We start from the raw sequence: 14,401 nt of genomic DNA on the forward strand, positions 1-14,401 counted from the left end.
TCAAACCCGGTTGTCATCCCGGGTCTGCGCAGCAGAGCCCGGGACCCAGAGCCGCCGACGCAGCAAGCTGGAGCACGACCTGTGGTTCTGGGTTCCGGGCTCGCCTGCGGCGCCCCGGAATGACAGAGGATGTTGCACATCCCTAATGTGACGCTCAGCTCTTCTTGCGGAACGCGTCCAGGCTGACGACCTCGGCACCGGCCTCCGTGGCCTCGCTGGCCTCGGCCTTGCGGGCGGCGGGGCGGGGCGCCTTGGCCTCCTTGTCGTCCGTTCCAGCCGCTGCCGCGTCCTGGCCGCCGGCCTGGGGCGGAACGAGCTTGGGCAGATTGCTGCCGCCGATCGTGGCCAGGCCCGTGCCCTTGGGCTTCAGCTCGCTCGGCTCGGAGGCCGCCCCGCGGGGACCCGCCTTCACGACGCCCGGCGCGTCCTCGGCCTCGGCCTGCTCCGCCCCGTCGCTGAGGTCGAACTTGAGGCCGAACTGCACGGAGGGATCGAAGAAGCCCGTCAGCGCGTCGAAGGGCACGAGGAGCCGCTCCGGCACCCCCGAGAAGGACAGCCCGACCTCGAAGGTGTGCTCGGTGACGGCGAGGTCCCAGAACTGGTGCTGGAGGACGATCGTCATGTCCTCGGGGTACTTCTCGCGCAGGCGCTGCGACATCCGGACGCCCGGCGCCTCGGTCCGGAACGAGACGTAGAAATGATGCTCGCCCGAGAGCCCCTCGCGGGCCGCGTCGGTGAGGACCTTGCGGACCACGCCGCGCAGCGCGTCCTGAACGAGGAGATCGTAGCGGATCAGGTCGTCTGCCATCTGCGCTCGCTCTGCCCGGCTCCCGTCGACCGTGCCGCGCTGGTCGCCCGTACCGGGTCGGAAAAATAAAGTGGAGGCTTCTGTTGCCAGGTGCCTCCGAACCCCGCCTATCCGATGCTAACCGGTAGGACTTCGTTTGGTATTGGGGACCGCTTACGCGGCCACCGCCACCGGAGCAAAGTTGTCATTGGCAACTATTGCAAAGGCCCGATAACGGCGGAACCATGCCGAGCGAAAGCTCAACCTTTACGCCCTCGTCGATCCTATTTCGCCCCCGCCGAAACCCAGGTCCGTCGCGTCTCTCGGCCCATGCGTCCGAGTGCCCTGGGTCTTGGTGGAGGCGCCGGGTACCGCCCCCGGGTCCGATAGGTTTATTTCGAAGACCGTTTATCGCCATAGCCGACCTTGCGGCCGGCGAAGGGGAATATAGAGGGAGTCCGGTCGATTTTGAAGCCCGTTCCTGGCACCGAAGCGACCGATGCCGAACAGGGTGCCGGAAGCCGTCCCGGGGAGGCGCCCCGGGGCAGGGTTCGGGCGGCCGCGCTGACCCTCCTGCATCTCCTGGCGCTCGGCCTGACGGTGCTCCTCTACCTCGCCGTCGCCAGCCTGATCGCGCTGGCGATCGTGCGGGTCGGCGCCGACCTTCGCGACGGGATCGACCCCTTCGCGGCGCAGGACCGGCGCCCGCCCCTCCACCCGAGCCAGATCGCGATGCGCGAACTGGCGCTCGACATCGTCAGGCAGGTGGTTCTGGCCCTGCTCGTCGTCGCGACCGCCCTGTGGCGCGACCGGTCCGCCTGGCGGCAGAGGCTGGCCCTCGACCGGACGAGGCCGCCGGGGCTGCGCGCGTCGCGGCTCCTTCTCATCCTCCTGGTCTGGCCGGCCTTCCACATCCTGTGGGTCACCGGCACGGCGACGCTCTTCCACGCGCCGTTCGGCCACCAGGTCGCCCTCTCGCCGATGCTGACGGCCGCCGCCCTCGCCGCGTGGCTCGCCTACGTCGTCGTGCTCGCGCCGACGGCCGAGGAGCTGCTCATGCGCGGCGAAGCCTTCGCCCGGGCGCGGGCCTTCCTGGGGCCGGCCGGCGCGATCATGGTCACGGCGGCCCTGTTCGCCCTGGCACACCTGTCGTCGGCGGGCCTGGCACGGCCGATCTCGCTGCTGCCGCTCGCCCTGACGCTCGGCTGGCTGCGCTGGCGCACGGGCCGCCTCTGGCCCTGCATCGCGCTCCACGGCTGGAGCAACCTCGCCTTCGTCGCCTACCTGCTCTGGCCCTGATCCCCAGCGGGACCGCCGCGGCGTCTCGCCTCCCGGCGCCGTTCGCGGTATCGCAGGGCAGGAACGGGAACCCGCGATGCACGCCTATCTGCAGCTCCTCGAACGCATCCTCGCGACGGGCCAGCGCAAGGAGGACCGCACCGGCACCGGCACGCTCTCGGTGTTCGGCCACCAGATGCGGTTCGACCTCGGCCAGGGCTTCCCGCTCGTCACCACCAAGCAGCTCCACCTGCGCTCGATCATCCACGAATTGCTGTGGTTCCTCGCCGGGGACACCAATGTCCAGGCGCTGCAGGCGCAGGGCGTCACGATCTGGGACGAGTGGGCGGACGAGAAGGGCGATCTCGGCCCCGTCTACGGGAAGCAATGGCGCTCCTGGGCCCGGCCCGACGGCGGCAGCGTCGACCAGATCGCCTGGGTCGTCGACGAGATCCGGCGCAACCCGGATTCCCGCCGGCTCATCGTCTCCGCCTGGAACCCGGCCGAGCTCGACCGGATGGCGCTGGCGCCCTGCCACTGCCTGTTCCAGTTCTACGTCGCAGACGGGCGGCTCTCCTGCCAGCTCTACCAGCGCTCGGCCGACGTCTTCCTCGGCGTGCCCTTCAATATCGCGAGCTACGCACTCCTCACCGCGATGATCGCGCAGGTGACCGGGCTCGCGCCCGGCGATTTCGTCCACACCCTCGGCGACGCCCACCTCTACCTGAACCACCTCGACCAGGCCCGCCTCCAGCTCGCGCGCCAGCCGCGGCCATTGCCGCGGCTCGAGCTCAATCCGACTGTTCGCGACCTCTTCGCCTTCGGATTCGAGGACATCGCCATCAGGGACTACGATCCTCATCCTGCCATCCGCGCGCCGGTGGCGGTCTGATGGGCGGTCCCTCCCATCGGCCGCGCGTCACCCTCATCGCGGCGGTGGCGCGCAACGGAATCATCGGCCGCGACAACGACCTGATCTGGCGCCTGCGCAGCGATCTGCGCCGGTTCAAGGCCCTGACCATGGGCAAGCCGCTCCTGATGGGGCGCAGGACCTACGATTCGATCGGCCGGGCGCTTCCGGGCCGGCGCACCCTGGTGCTGACGCGGGACTTGAGCTTCTCGGCGCCGGAGGTGACGACGGTGCACGGCTGGGCGGAGGCCGTCGCGGCGGCCGGCGGCGAGGAAGTCATGGTCGCAGGCGGGGGCGAGGTCTACGCGCTGGCGCTGCCGCACGCCGGGCGCATCCACTTCACGGAAGTCGAGGCCTCGCCCGAGGGCGACACGCTGTTCCCGCCCTTCGATCGGGCGGCGTTTCGCGAGATCCATCGCGAGTCCCACCCCGCGAGCGAGCACGACGAGCACGCGTTCAGCTTCGTCGATCTGGAGCGGATCGCCTGAGAGGCCGCGACCCATTGCACAGGTACGGATCGCCGCGGTTGCCTTTCCGTTCACCGATGCCCACTTGCCAGCCTTGACAGGATCGGACGGCCATACGCACTAGCGTTCAGGCCCTCGCCTCTCCCTCGCACCTCACCTTCACGCGGATGAGACCCGGGATCGGGGCGGGCGGGTTCGGGCGGGACCAGACGCCGCTTGATGAGGAGAGATCGGCCAGCATGCCTTGGAGCAATCAGAGCGGCGGCGGTGGCGGCAACGGGGGCGGGCCCTGGGGCCGTGGCGGCGGCGGCAATGGCGGCGGACCCTGGGGCGGAGGCGGCGGTGGCGGCAAGACGCCGCCCGATCTGGAGGATCTCCTCCGCCGCGGCCAGGATCGCCTGCGCGGCGTCATGCCCGGCGGCTCGATGGGCGGCGGGCGCGGCCTTCTCATCGCGGCGGGCCTCGCGGTCGGCGCCTGGCTGCTCACCGGCCTCTACACCGTGGCGCCCCAGCAGGTCGGCATCGAGACGATCTTCGGCCGCTACACCGGCACCACCGGTCAGGGCCTCCACTACAATTTCCCCTATCCGATCGGCGGCGTCGTCAAGCCGAATGTCGGCCAGGTCAACAGCATCCCCGTCGGCTACCGGGCCGGGATCGGCGCCCAGGGGCGCGGCCGCGACATGCCGGAGGAGAGCCTGATGCTCACCGGCGACGAGAACATCGTCGACCTCGACTTCGAGGTGCAGTGGCGCGTCAACCCGCTCAAGGCCTCGGACTACGTCTTCAACCTCGAGAATCCGGAAGGGACGATCAAGGCCCTCGCCGAGAGCGCGATGCGCGAGGTCGTGGGCCGGCGCAACATCCAGCCGATCCTCACGAACGAGCAATCGAGCGTGGCCGAGGAGGTCAAGGCAATGACCCAGAAGGCCCTGGACGACTATGGTGCTGGCGTGACCATCCCCGTGGTGCAGCTCGTCAGCGTCAATCCGCCGCCCGAGGTCCGGCCGGCCTTCATCGACGTGAACGCCGCCCAGCAGGATGCGGAGCGCTCCCAGAACGAGGCGCGCACCTATGCCAGCCGCGAGGTGCCACAGGCCCGAGGCAAGGCCTCGCAGATCGTGCAGGCGGCCGAGGCCTACCGCACGCAGGCGACCGCCGAAGCGACCGGCCAGGCGGCCCGCTTCCAGCAGGTCTACGATTCCTACAAGATCGCTCCGGCCGTGAGCCGCGAGCGCATCTTCCTCGAAACGATGGAACGGGTGCTCGGCTCCGTGAACAAGGTGATCATTGATCAGGGCAGCGCCGGCGCAAACGGCGCCGCAGCAGCCGGCGTCCTTCCCGTCCTGCCGCTGTCCGAGTTCGGACGCTCGGCCCAGGGCCAGCAGACGGGGGGAGGCGCACGATGAACGCCCAGGCCCTCCGCACCGGGCTCGTCGTGATCGCGGCCGCCGCCGCCGTCGCGCTCTACGCCTCGGTCTTCACCGTCGGCCAGATGCAGCAGGCCCTCGTCCTGCAGTTCGGCCGCGTCCGCGCCGTGCTGAACCAGACCGGCACCGACCGGCCCGGCCTCTACTTCAAGATCCCGTTCATGGAGAACGTGGTCATTTTCGACAAGCGCGTGCTCGACCTCGAGCTGCCCGCGCAGACGCTGCTGACGGCCGACCGCCAGAACCTCGAGGTCGACGCCTTCGCTCGCTACCGGATCTACGACCCGCTGAGGTTCTATCAGTCGGCCAACAACATCCTGCGCGCCAACACCCTGCTGGCGAGCTTCACGAACTCGTCGCTCCGCAACGTGCTGGCCCGCTCGACGCGCGACGCCATCGTCCGGACCGAGCGCTCGAACCTGATGAACGTCATCCAGGAGGACGTGAACCGCCAGGCTCGCGAGCTCGGCGTCGAGATCGTCGACCTGCGCATGACCCGGGTCGACCTGCCGGCCGCCAACTCCACGGCCGTCTACGAGCGCATGAAGACCGAGCGCAAGCGCGAGGCCGCCGACATCCGCGCCAACGGCGACCAGATCGCCGCGACGATCAAGGCCCGGGCCGACCGCGAGGTCACGGTGCTGCTCTCGGAGGCCAACCAGACCGCCGAGACGGCCCGCGGTCAGGGCGACGCCGACCGCAACCGCATCCTCGCGGAGGCCTATGGCAAGGACCCCGACTTCTTCAGCTTCTACCGGTCGATGCAGGCCTACGAGGCGGGGCTCAAGGGGAACGACACCCGCCTCGTGATCAGCCCGAACTCGGACTTCTTCCGGTATTTCAGCGATCCGCAGGGGCGCTCGCCCATCGCGACCGGATCGACGGCAGGGGGCGCGCGCTAGGGCATCGGGCCGAAGGGTGGTTCCCGGCTCTCGGAGCAATCCGACGCATGAACGAGAGCCGCTCTTGATCGGGCGCCCGCGCGTCCGATCTATCAGCATCGCTTGAATCGAGAGGTCGACCATGGTCCCCGTCCCGGCGCGACGTTCCCCGGCCCGCCAGCGCGTCCGCTCCGCCGTCGCCGCCCTCGCGGTCGCGGCCTGCGTCTCGTCCGCCTCCCTGCCGCAGGCGGCCCTCGCGAAGGGGCCGGAATCGCTGGCCGAGCTCGCGGAGCAGGTGACGAGCGCGGTCGTCAACATCTCGGCCTCGACCACGGTCGAGCCCCGCGCCAGCGGCCGGACCATGCCGCAGCTGCCCCAGGGCACGCCCTTCGAAGACCTCTTCGAGGAGTTCTTCAACAAGCGCGGCGGGCGCGGGGGCGGCGACCGCAGCGAGGGCGACACCCCCCGCCAGCCGCGCAAGTCGAATTCGCTGGGCTCCGGCTTCATCATCGACGCCTCCGGCATCGTGGTGACGAACGCCCACGTCATCGGCGATGCCAACGACATCCAGGTCATCCTGTCGGACGGCTCGAAGCTCAAGGCCGAGATCATCGGCAAGGATTCGAAGATCGACCTCGCCGTGCTGCGGGTGAAGCCGGAGGCTGACAAGCCGCTGCGGGCCGTGCCCTTCGGCGATTCGGACAAGATGCGGCCGGGCGATTGGGTGATCGCCATCGGCAATCCCTTCGGCCTCGGCGGCTCGGTCTCGGCCGGCATCGTCTCGGCGCGGGGCCGCAACATCGAATCCGGTCCCTACGACAACTACATCCAGACGGACGCGGCCATCAACAAGGGCAATTCCGGCGGCCCGCTGTTCAACATGAACGGCGAGGTCATCGGCATCAACACGGCGATCCTCTCGCCCACCGGCGGATCGGTGGGCATCGGCTTTGCGGTGCCCTCAGGGACGGCGAGCCCGGTGATCGACCAGCTGCGCGAGTTCGGCGAGGTCCGCCGCGGCTGGCTCGGCGTGCGCATCCAGAACGTCGACGACGCCACGGCCGACGCGCTGGGCCTCAAGGGCGGCGCGCGCGGCGCGCTCATCGCCGGCGTCGACGAGAAGGGTCCGGCCAAGGCCTCGGGCCTCGAGGTCGGCGACGTCATCACCAAGTTCAACGGGACGACCGTGAAGTCGTCGAGCGACCTGCCGCGGATCGTGGCGGCGACGCCGGTGGGCAAGACGGTGGACGTGGTCGTGGTCCGCAAGGGCCAGGAGAACTCGAAGGCGGTCACCCTCGGCCGCCTCGAGGACAACGAGAAGCCCCAGCTCGCCAATGTCCGGCAGCCCGAGGCCGAGAGCGCGACGCGGCAGGCGCTCGGCCTCAACCTCTCGGGCATCACCGACGAGCTGCGCCGCAAGCACAGCCTCAAGGACAGCCTCAAGGGTGTCGTCGTGACCCGCGTCGACCCGAACTCGACGGCGGCCGACAAGCAGATCAAGCCCGGCGAGGTCATCGTCGAGGTCGGTCAGGAGGCGGTCTCGACGCCGGCCGATGTGACCAAGCGGGTCGATGCGCTCAAGAAGGAGGGCCGCAAGTCGGTGCTCCTGCTCGTGGCGAGCGCGGCCGGCGACGTGCGGTTCGTGGCGATCGGGCTGGAGTAGCCCGCAGAGACGTTGTCGTTGTGCGTAGCCAAACCCCCTCTGTCATCCCGGGTCGCCGCAGGCGAGCCCGGGACCCAGAGCCGCTGACATTGCTTCAGCTTGCTCCGTCAGCGGTTATGGGTTCCGGGCTCTGCTTCGCAGCCCCGGAATGACAAAGCGGGAGTGAATAGCCCTGAAGCGTTCCCTCATTCCACGAACTCGTTCGCCCCATAACCCTGCAGATACAGCAGTGCCGTAAGGTCGCCGTGGTCGATCCGCACGCGGGCGGCCGCGGCGACGGCGGGCTTGGCGCGGAAGGCCACCCCCAGGCCGGCTTCGCCCAGCATGTCGAGGTCGTTGGCGCCATCGCCGACGGCGAGCGTGTCGGCGGGGGAGAGCCCGAAACGGGTGCGCAAGGCCACCAGCGTCGCCCGCTTCGTCTCCTTGCCCACGATCGGTTCCTCGACGCTGCCGGTGAGGCGGCCGTCCCGCACGCCGAGCGTCGTCGCATGGGCCTCGTCGAAGCCGATCATCGCCGCGATCGGTCCGGCGAAGAGGGTGAAGCCGCCCGAGATCAGGCAGGTCTGGGCGCCGTGCGCCTTCAGGGTCCGCACCAGGGTCGTGCCGCCCGGCGTCAGGCTGATGCGGTCGCGAATGAGGTCGTCGATCACTTCCACGGGAAGGTCGCGCAGCAGCGCCACGCGTTCCCGCAGGGCCGGCTCGAAGGCGATCTCGCCGCGCATCGCCCGCTCGGTGATCGCCGCGACCCGGTCTTTCAGGCCGACCGTATCGGCGAGTTCGTCGATACATTCCTGCTCGATCATGGTCGAGTCCATGTCGGCCAGGAACAGGCGCTTGCGCCTTTGCGGGCCGGCCGGAAGCACGGCCACGTCGATCGGCTCGGAAGCGAAGGCGGCGCGCAACTGCCGCGCCAGCGCCGGCGCCTCTTCTTCCGCGCCCGGAACGATCAGCTCCGCCGCGACCTCACCGTGGAGGATGCGTGGCTGATGCTGCGTGCCAAGAACGGCGCGAGCCTCGGCCAGCACGGCGTCGGTGATGGCGGGCCGGCGCGGGTTTGATATCAGGCTCGCGACGAGATTCATCCGGGAGCCCCCAAGCCTTGCCCGCCACGGCGAGCCCCCTCACCGCGAGACCCGCCGCGCCGCCCGCGCGGCAGCGGCCGGCCGCGATCCTCATTGCAGGGCCGACGGCCTCGGGCAAGTCCGGCCTCGCCCTCGCCCTGGCGCAGGCCCTCGACGGCGTCGTGATCAACACGGATTCGATGCAGGTCTATACCGACCTGCGCGTCCTCTCCGCGCGGCCCAGCCCCGCCGAGGAGGCGCAGGTCGCGCATCGCCTGTACGGCCATGTCGATGCCGCGGTGAACTATTCCGTAGGAATTGTTTCACGTGAAACATCGGCGCTCCTGCCCGAGCTCGCCAGCGAGGACCGGCTCCCGATCTTCGTCGGCGGGACCGGGCTCTACTTCCGCGCCCTCGTCGAGGGGCTATCCGACCTTCCCGACGTGCCGGACGCCGTGCGCGAGGCGGTGCGGGCGGAGGTCGCGGACCTGCCGACGCCGGCGCTCCACGCCAAGCTCCACGCCGTCGACCCCGAAGGTGCCGCCAACCTCAGGCCGACCGACCGGCTGCGCCTGATGCGGGCGCTCGAGGTCATCGCCGCGACGGGCCAGCCCATCGCCGCCTTCCAGGGCCACCGCGTGCCCGGCCCGCTCGCCGATTGGCCGCTCCTCAAGATCTTTCTCGACGTCGACCGCGCGGCCTTGCGCGCCCGGATCGATGCGCGCTTCCTCGCGATGATGGAGGCGGGCGCCCTCGACGAGGTGGCGCGCCTGCGCGAGCGCCGGCTCGATCCGCTGCTGCCCGCCATGCGGGCGCATGGCGTGCCGGGGCTCATCGCCTATCTCGACGGCACGATCTCCCGCGACGAGGCGATCCGCAGGGGCCAGGGCGACACCCGCCGCTACGCCAAGCGCCAGCTCACCTGGTTCCGCCACCAGATGGGCGAGGATTGGAACTGGTGGGACCCGGAAGACGCGCGCGAGCGGGCGCTCGCGGCGTTCAGCGCTCCAGGCGGGCGATGAGGCTCGACGTATCCCAGCGGTTGCCGCCCATGGCCTGCACCTCAGCGTAGAACTGGTCGACGAGGGCGGCGACGGGGAGGCGGGCGCCGTTGCGGCGCGCCTCCGACAGCACGATGTCGAGGTCCTTGCGCATCCAGTCGACGGCGAAGCCGAAATCGAACTTCTGCGCGTTCATGGTCTTGCCCCGGTTCTCCATCTGCCAGGAGCCGGCGGCGCCCTTCGAGATCACGTCGAGGACCGCCTCCACGTCGAGCTCGGCCCGGCGGGCGAAGTGGATCGCCTCCGACAGCCCCTGCACCACGCCGGCGATGGCGATCTGGTTGACCATCTTCGTGAGCTGGCCGGCGCCCACCGGCCCCATCAGGCGGCAGGCCTTGGCATAGGCGCGGATCACCGGCTCGGCGCTGGCATAGGCCGCCTCCTCTCCGCCGCACATCACCGTCAGCGCCGCGTTCTCGGCGCCGGCCTGCCCGCCGGAGACGGGCGCGTCCACGAAGCCCAGGCCGGCTTTCCCGGCGACATGCGCGAGGGCGCGGGCGACCTCGGCCGAGGCGGTGGTGTGATCGACGAAGGTCGCGCCGGCTTCCATCCCGGCGAAGGCGCCGTCGTCGCCGAGGGTGATGCCGCGCAGATCGTCGTCGTTGCCGACGCAGGCGAACACGATCTCCCGGCCCGCGGCGGCCTCCCGCGGCGTCGGCGCGGCGCCGCCGCCGTGGGTCCCGACCCAGGCCTCGGCCTTGGCGCCGGTGCGGTTGTAGACGACGACGTCGTGGCCGGCCTTGGCCAGGTGCCCGGCCATGGGGCCGCCCATCACGCCGAGACCCAGGAACGCTACCTTCGCCATCAACCGTCTCCACCCATCCGAATATTGGATTTCGGTCTAGGTTCGAAGCGGAGCGGGGTCAAACGAGAGGATGCGATTGCACCCACGATTGTCATTCCGGGGCGCCGCAGGCGAGCCCGGAACCCAGAGCCGCTGGTCGCGATCCAGATTGTCTCGTCGGCGGCTCGGGGTTCCGGGCTCCGCGGAGCCTGTCCTCGGACTGGCCGAAAGCCAGATCCGGGGGCGGCTCCGGACTGACAACCGTGGGTGCGGAAAGGCGTCGGCCCTAACCGCCGGTCACGCTCATGTGGCGTGGCACCGCCGCCGGCCGGGCACGCTCGATGACGAAGTCGTGGCCCTTGGGCTTGCGGGCGATGGCGTCGATGACGGCCTGCGTCACTAGCGCGTCGTCCGGTGAGGCCCGCAGCGCGGCGCGCAGATCCGCGGCGTCCTCCTGGCCCAGGCACATGTAGAGCTTGCCCGTGCAAGTGAGGCGGACGCGGTTGCAGCTCTCGCAGAAATTATGCGTCAGCGGCGTGATGAAGCCGAGCCGGCCGCCGGTCTCGGCGATGCGCACGTAGCGGGCGGGCCCGCCGGTGCGGTCGGGCAGGGGGGTGAGGGTGTAGCGCTGCTCGAGCCGGGCGCGGGCGACGGAGAGCGGCAGGAACTGGTCCGTGCGGTCGCCCTCGATCTCGCCGAGCGGCATGACCTCGATCAGGGTCATGTCCATGCCGTCGCCGTGCGCCCAGGCGATCATGTCGGCGATCTCGTCCTCGTTGACGCCCTTCAGCGCCACGGCGTTGATCTTGACCTTGATGCCGGCCCGCCGCGCCGCCGCGATCCCGTCGAGGACGATCCTGAGGTCGCCGCGCCGGGTGATCGCCCGGAATTTTTCCGTATCGAGGGTGTCGAGCGAGACGTTGACGCGCTTCACGCCGAGCGCGGCCAGCTCCGGCGCGAAGCGGCCGAGCTGCGTGCCGTTGGTAGTCAGGGTCAGCTCGTCCAGCGCGCCCGTGTCGAGGTGGCGCGAGAGGCGTCGGAACAGGTGCATGATGTCGCGGCGCACCAGGGGCTCGCCGCCGGTGATGCGCAGCTTGCGCACGCCGCGCCCGACGAAGACCGCGCAGAGCCGGTCGAGCTCCTCCAGCGAGAGCAGATCGCCCTTCGGCAGGAAGCTCATGTCGTCCGACATGCAGTAGACGCAGCGCAGATCGCAGCGATCCGTCACCGAGATGCGCAGGTAGGTGATCGCCCGCTGGAAGGGGTCGATCAGGCGCGGCGCGGCCGGGGCGGGCGCGTCGGCATCGGTGCGGGGACCCCACATGCGGGACTCTGTACTCGGCTGCGCGGACGAATTCCGGATCACGGCCGGGTGACGAACCGGCCTCCGACGAGCATATGAGGCTTGCCGTCCCCGCGAGCAAGTTCGCGCGCGGCGGGTGTGGGTTACCGACAGCGAGGAGGTCGCCGGTGAGCGAGGAGCGTTGGCCTACCGAGATCCGCCTGTCGGGGGACAAGCGGAGCCTCACCGTCGCCTTCGAGGATGGCGGCCGCTTCGCGCTGCCGGCCGAGTACCTGCGAGTGTCGAGCCCCTCGGCCGAGGTTCAGGGCCATTCGCCCTCGGAGCGCAAGGTGATCGGCGGCAAGCAGGACGTCGCGATCCTGTCGGTGGAGCCGGTCGGCAACTACGCCGTGAAGCTCACCTTCGACGACATGCACGACACCGGCCTGTTCGGCTGGAGCTACCTCTACGACCTCGGCCGGGAATACCGGAAGCGCTGGGCGACCTACCTCGCCGAGCTGGAGGAGCGCGGCCTCAGCCGCGAGCCGGCGCGGCGCTCCGCGGTGAAGCCCGCGCCGACGCCGCCGACGGGCGAGGGAAGCTGCGGCAGTGGGTGCGGGTGTCACTAGGCGAGCGCATCGCGTTGCTGGGATTGGACGGAGCGCCTCCTCTGTCATTCCGGGACTGCGCAGCAGGGCCCGGAACCCAGAACCGCTGACGCGGCCAGCTCGATCGGTGTCAGCCGTTCTGGGTTCCGGGCTCGCCTGCGGCGCCCCGGAATGACAAAGGGGGATGCTTGTTCGCCCGGCTCCCCTTCAAACAAAAAAGGCCGGCGTTGCCGCCGACCCCTTGCTCGCGTCGGCCGAACACTCAGCGCTGGACGATGACCTTCGTGCCCACCTTCGCCCGCGTGTAGAGGTCGGTCACGTCCTCGTTCGTCATGCGGATGCAGCCCGACGACACGGCGGTGCCGATGGTCTCCGGCTCGTTCGAGCCGTGGATGCGGTAGATGGTGCCGCCGAGATACAGGGCGCGGGCGCCGAGCGGGTTCTCGACGCCGCCCTTCATGAAGCGGGGCAGGTCGGGGCGGCGGCGCAGCATGGTCGCCGGGGGGCGCCAATCCGGCCATTCGCGCTTCATCGTGATGGTCTGCAGGCCGCCCCAGGTGAAGCCCGGCCGGCCGACGCCGACGCCGTAGCGCAGCGCCTGCCCGCCGCCGAGCACGTAGTAGAGCCGGCGCTCGGCGGTGGAGACCACGATTGTCCCCGCGCCGTAGGGGCCGTTATAGGCCACGGTCTCGCGCGGGATCGCCGTCATCTGCGGCACGGACGAGGCCAGCGGATCGGGCGCGAATAGCGAGGCGTTGGCGGTCGGGACCGACTCGGCCTGCGGGCGCACGCGCAGCACCAGGGCGTTGTCGAGCGGCTGCCGGGTGAGGGGATCGATCTCGTAGGCGGCAACGGGCGAGGCCCACGCGGCAAGCGCGCAGGCGAGCCCTGTGAGAGCGGGAGCGAAACGGCGCATCAAAGCCTCTCGAAGGCAGGCGAATGTCTGTGGAAACGCGGTGGACAACCGACGCAGCTTAAGGCGCGACGTGTCGCCAAGGCGTAAACGCTGCCGCCTCAAAGCCAAGGTTTAATCGCAGCGCAACAGCGCTTCGGCCGCGGTCGTGACTCCGTGGCAACAGTGTGGCGGCTTGGCCGTAAGCGGCGGCCGACGCCCTCAGGCGGCGTCGAGGCCGAGGTCGATGATCGGCGCGCTGTGGGTGATCCAGCCGCAGGAGATCAGGTCGACGCCAGAGGCCGCCACCGCCCCGACGGTCTCGCGGTTGATGCGGCCCGAGGCTTCCGCGATCGCCCGTCCGCCGATGGTGCGCACCGCCTGCTCGAGCTGGTCGGGATTCATGTTGTCGAGGAGCACCGCGTCGATCCCGGCGGCAAGCGCCTCGTCGAGCTGGGCCAAGGTGTCGACCTCGACCTCGATCTTCACGAGGTGCCCGGCATAGGCGCGGGCCCGCGCGATCGCCGGCCCGATCCCGCCGGCCACGGCGACGTGGTTGTCCTTGATCAGCACGGCGTCGTCGAGGCCGAAGCGGTGGTTGGAGCCGCCCCCGGCGCGCACCGCGTGCTTCTCGAGGCCGCGCAGGCCGGGCGTGGTCTTGCGGGTGCAGACGATGCGGGCGTGCCCGTGCGGGCGCGCCGCCGCGACGAGGGAGGCCGTGGCGGTCGCGACCCCCGACAGGCGGCAGGCGAGGTTGAGCGCCACGCGCTCGGCCGTGAGGATGCCGCGGGCCGGCCCATCGAGGCGGAGCACGACGTCGCCGGGCGAGACCCGGGCTCCGTCGCCGCGCTCGACGCGCACGGCGATTGCGGGGTCGACGAGGGCGAAGGCGAGAACCGCCGCATCGATCCCGGCAATGACGCCGTCCTGGCGGGCGGCGATGACGGCGCTCATCCGCGCTTCCGCCGGCACGATCGCGTCGGTGGTGAGGTCGCCGGCGCGGCCGAGATCCTCGACGAGCGCCGCCCGCACGATCGGCTCGACGAGGAGCCGGGGGAGGGGGACGAGGGGAGCGTCTGCGGACATGGCGGGCTCGCGGGTTCCGGACCTGCGGGCGCTCTTGCCGGCACCCGCCTCAGGCCAGGCGGTCTAGCAGGCTGTTCCGGACACCGCGAGCCGCCGATAGTAAGGTCACAGGAATCGGAACTCGGGTTATCGCCGAGCTTTCTTCGCGCAGGGCACGACCGGTCGGCCACCAACCGCTGTCATTCCGGGGCGCCGAAGGCGAACCCGGAAT

14 protein-coding genes and 1 other RNA gene are annotated in these 14,401 nt (G+C 70.4%); 8 read left to right on the forward strand and 7 right to left on the reverse strand.

Annotated elements, in window-relative coordinates; all coding sequences use genetic code 11:
- Positions 1–154 precede the first annotated feature (154 nt).
- Together MFF55_RS19665 and ssrA are read right to left on the reverse strand one after the other, a co-directional pair.
- Positions 155–808, reverse strand: a complete 654-nt coding sequence (locus MFF55_RS19665; protein WP_238245800.1) for an SspB family protein — start codon at positions 806–808, stop codon at positions 155–157.
- Positions 809–877: 69 nt separating this feature from the next.
- Positions 878–1,264, reverse strand: a transfer-messenger RNA (tmRNA) gene (gene ssrA, locus MFF55_RS19670).
- On the opposite strand from ssrA, the gene MFF55_RS19675 reads away from it, so the two are divergent.
- From MFF55_RS19675 to MFF55_RS19700, 6 genes are all read left to right on the forward strand, one after another.
- Positions 1,256–2,086: a CPBP family intramembrane glutamic endopeptidase gene (locus tag MFF55_RS19675; protein WP_238245801.1), complete on the forward strand. Its 831-nt coding sequence runs from the start codon at positions 1,256–1,258 to the stop codon at positions 2,084–2,086. The two genes, ssrA and MFF55_RS19675, sit on opposite strands and share 9 nt — an antisense overlap.
- A gap of 76 nt (positions 2,087–2,162) precedes the next feature.
- Positions 2,163–2,957: a thymidylate synthase gene (locus MFF55_RS19680; RefSeq protein ID WP_238245802.1), complete on the forward strand. Its 795-nt coding sequence runs from the start codon at positions 2,163–2,165 to the stop codon at positions 2,955–2,957.
- Positions 2,957–3,463 (forward strand): dihydrofolate reductase, encoded by a 507-nt coding sequence (locus tag MFF55_RS19685; RefSeq protein ID WP_238245803.1) that lies wholly within the window; start codon positions 2,957–2,959, stop codon positions 3,461–3,463. Before MFF55_RS19680 ends, MFF55_RS19685 begins: the two co-directional genes overlap by 1 nt.
- 218 nt (positions 3,464–3,681) lie before the next feature.
- On the forward strand, positions 3,682–4,851 hold the full coding sequence (gene hflK / locus MFF55_RS19690) for an FtsH protease activity modulator HflK (protein WP_238245804.1): 1,170 nt from the start codon (positions 3,682–3,684) through the stop codon (positions 4,849–4,851).
- Positions 4,848–5,774 carry a protease modulator HflC gene (gene hflC / locus MFF55_RS19695; RefSeq protein ID WP_238245805.1) on the forward strand — a complete coding sequence of 309 codons (927 nt, stop codon included), beginning with the start codon at positions 4,848–4,850 and terminating at the stop codon, positions 5,772–5,774. Before hflK ends, hflC begins: the two co-directional genes overlap by 4 nt.
- A 121-nt stretch (positions 5,775–5,895) precedes the next feature.
- Entirely contained in the window at positions 5,896–7,416 is a 1,521-nt protein-coding gene (locus tag MFF55_RS19700) for a Do family serine endopeptidase (RefSeq protein ID WP_238245806.1), read from the forward strand.
- A gap of 185 nt (positions 7,417–7,601) precedes the next feature.
- Here MFF55_RS19700 and serB read toward each other — a convergent pair whose 3' ends face one another.
- Positions 7,602–8,498, reverse strand: coding sequence for a phosphoserine phosphatase SerB (gene serB, locus MFF55_RS19705; protein ID WP_238245807.1), 897 nt, complete (start codon positions 8,496–8,498; stop codon positions 7,602–7,604).
- Between the two features lie 17 nt (positions 8,499–8,515).
- Between serB and miaA the strand changes: the two genes are divergently transcribed.
- Positions 8,516–9,499, forward strand: coding sequence for a tRNA (adenosine(37)-N6)-dimethylallyltransferase MiaA (gene miaA, locus MFF55_RS19710; protein ID WP_238245808.1), 984 nt, complete (start codon positions 8,516–8,518; stop codon positions 9,497–9,499).
- On the opposite strand, the gene MFF55_RS19715 is transcribed toward miaA, so the two are convergent.
- The gene (locus MFF55_RS19715; RefSeq protein ID WP_238245809.1) at positions 9,477–10,343 is read right to left on the reverse strand and encodes an NAD(P)-dependent oxidoreductase; all 867 of its coding nucleotides are present in this window, start codon (positions 10,341–10,343) and stop codon (positions 9,477–9,479) included. The genes miaA and MFF55_RS19715 overlap by 23 nt on opposite strands.
- Before the next feature lie 265 nt (positions 10,344–10,608).
- Positions 10,609–11,646: a GTP 3',8-cyclase MoaA gene (gene moaA / locus MFF55_RS19720; RefSeq protein WP_238245810.1), complete on the reverse strand. Its 1,038-nt coding sequence runs from the start codon at positions 11,644–11,646 to the stop codon at positions 10,609–10,611.
- Positions 11,647–11,792: 146 nt separating this feature from the next.
- On the opposite strand from moaA, the gene MFF55_RS19725 reads away from it, so the two are divergent.
- On the forward strand, positions 11,793–12,233 hold the full coding sequence (locus MFF55_RS19725) for a gamma-butyrobetaine hydroxylase family protein (protein WP_238245811.1): 441 nt from the start codon (positions 11,793–11,795) through the stop codon (positions 12,231–12,233).
- 241 nt (positions 12,234–12,474) lie between these two features.
- Here the strand turns inward: MFF55_RS19725 and MFF55_RS19730 are convergent, their stop codons facing one another.
- Together MFF55_RS19730 and nadC are read right to left on the reverse strand one after the other, a co-directional pair.
- A complete protein-coding gene (locus MFF55_RS19730; RefSeq protein WP_238245812.1) occupies positions 12,475–13,128 on the reverse strand; it encodes a L,D-transpeptidase in 654 nt (217 codons plus the stop codon).
- A gap of 198 nt (positions 13,129–13,326) precedes the next feature.
- Positions 13,327–14,190 carry a carboxylating nicotinate-nucleotide diphosphorylase gene (gene nadC, locus MFF55_RS19735; RefSeq protein ID WP_238245813.1) on the reverse strand — a complete coding sequence of 288 codons (864 nt, stop codon included), beginning with the start codon at positions 14,188–14,190 and terminating at the stop codon, positions 13,327–13,329.
- Between the last annotated feature and the right edge of the window lie 211 nt (positions 14,191–14,401).

This window comes from Methylobacterium iners (assembly GCF_022179305.1).
Lineage (GTDB): Bacteria > Pseudomonadota > Alphaproteobacteria > Rhizobiales > Beijerinckiaceae > Methylobacterium > Methylobacterium iners.

Bases quoted from the DNA above. Each gene is read 5' to 3' on its own strand.
- MFF55_RS19665 (WP_238245800.1), bottom strand. From the start codon at position 808: ATGGCAGACGACCTGATCCGCTACGATCTCCTCGTTCAGGACGCGCTG.
- nadC (WP_238245813.1), bottom strand. From the start codon at position 14,190: ATGTCCGCAGACGCTCCCCTCGTCCCCCTCCCCCGGCTCCTCGTCGAG.
- MFF55_RS19730 (WP_238245812.1), bottom strand. From the start codon at position 13,128: ATGCGCCGTTTCGCTCCCGCTCTCACAGGGCTCGCCTGCGCGCTTGCC.
- MFF55_RS19685 (WP_238245803.1), top strand. From the start codon at position 2,957: ATGGGCGGTCCCTCCCATCGGCCGCGCGTCACCCTCATCGCGGCGGTG.
- MFF55_RS19680 (WP_238245802.1), top strand. From the start codon at position 2,163: ATGCACGCCTATCTGCAGCTCCTCGAACGCATCCTCGCGACGGGCCAG.
- hflC (WP_238245805.1), top strand. From the start codon at position 4,848: ATGAACGCCCAGGCCCTCCGCACCGGGCTCGTCGTGATCGCGGCCGCC.
- serB (WP_238245807.1), bottom strand. From the start codon at position 8,498: ATGAATCTCGTCGCGAGCCTGATATCAAACCCGCGCCGGCCCGCCATC.
- MFF55_RS19700 (WP_238245806.1), top strand. From the start codon at position 5,896: ATGGTCCCCGTCCCGGCGCGACGTTCCCCGGCCCGCCAGCGCGTCCGC.
- hflK (WP_238245804.1), top strand. From the start codon at position 3,682: ATGCCTTGGAGCAATCAGAGCGGCGGCGGTGGCGGCAACGGGGGCGGG.
- MFF55_RS19715 (WP_238245809.1), bottom strand. From the start codon at position 10,343: ATGGCGAAGGTAGCGTTCCTGGGTCTCGGCGTGATGGGCGGCCCCATG.
- moaA (WP_238245810.1), bottom strand. From the start codon at position 11,646: ATGTGGGGTCCCCGCACCGATGCCGACGCGCCCGCCCCGGCCGCGCCG.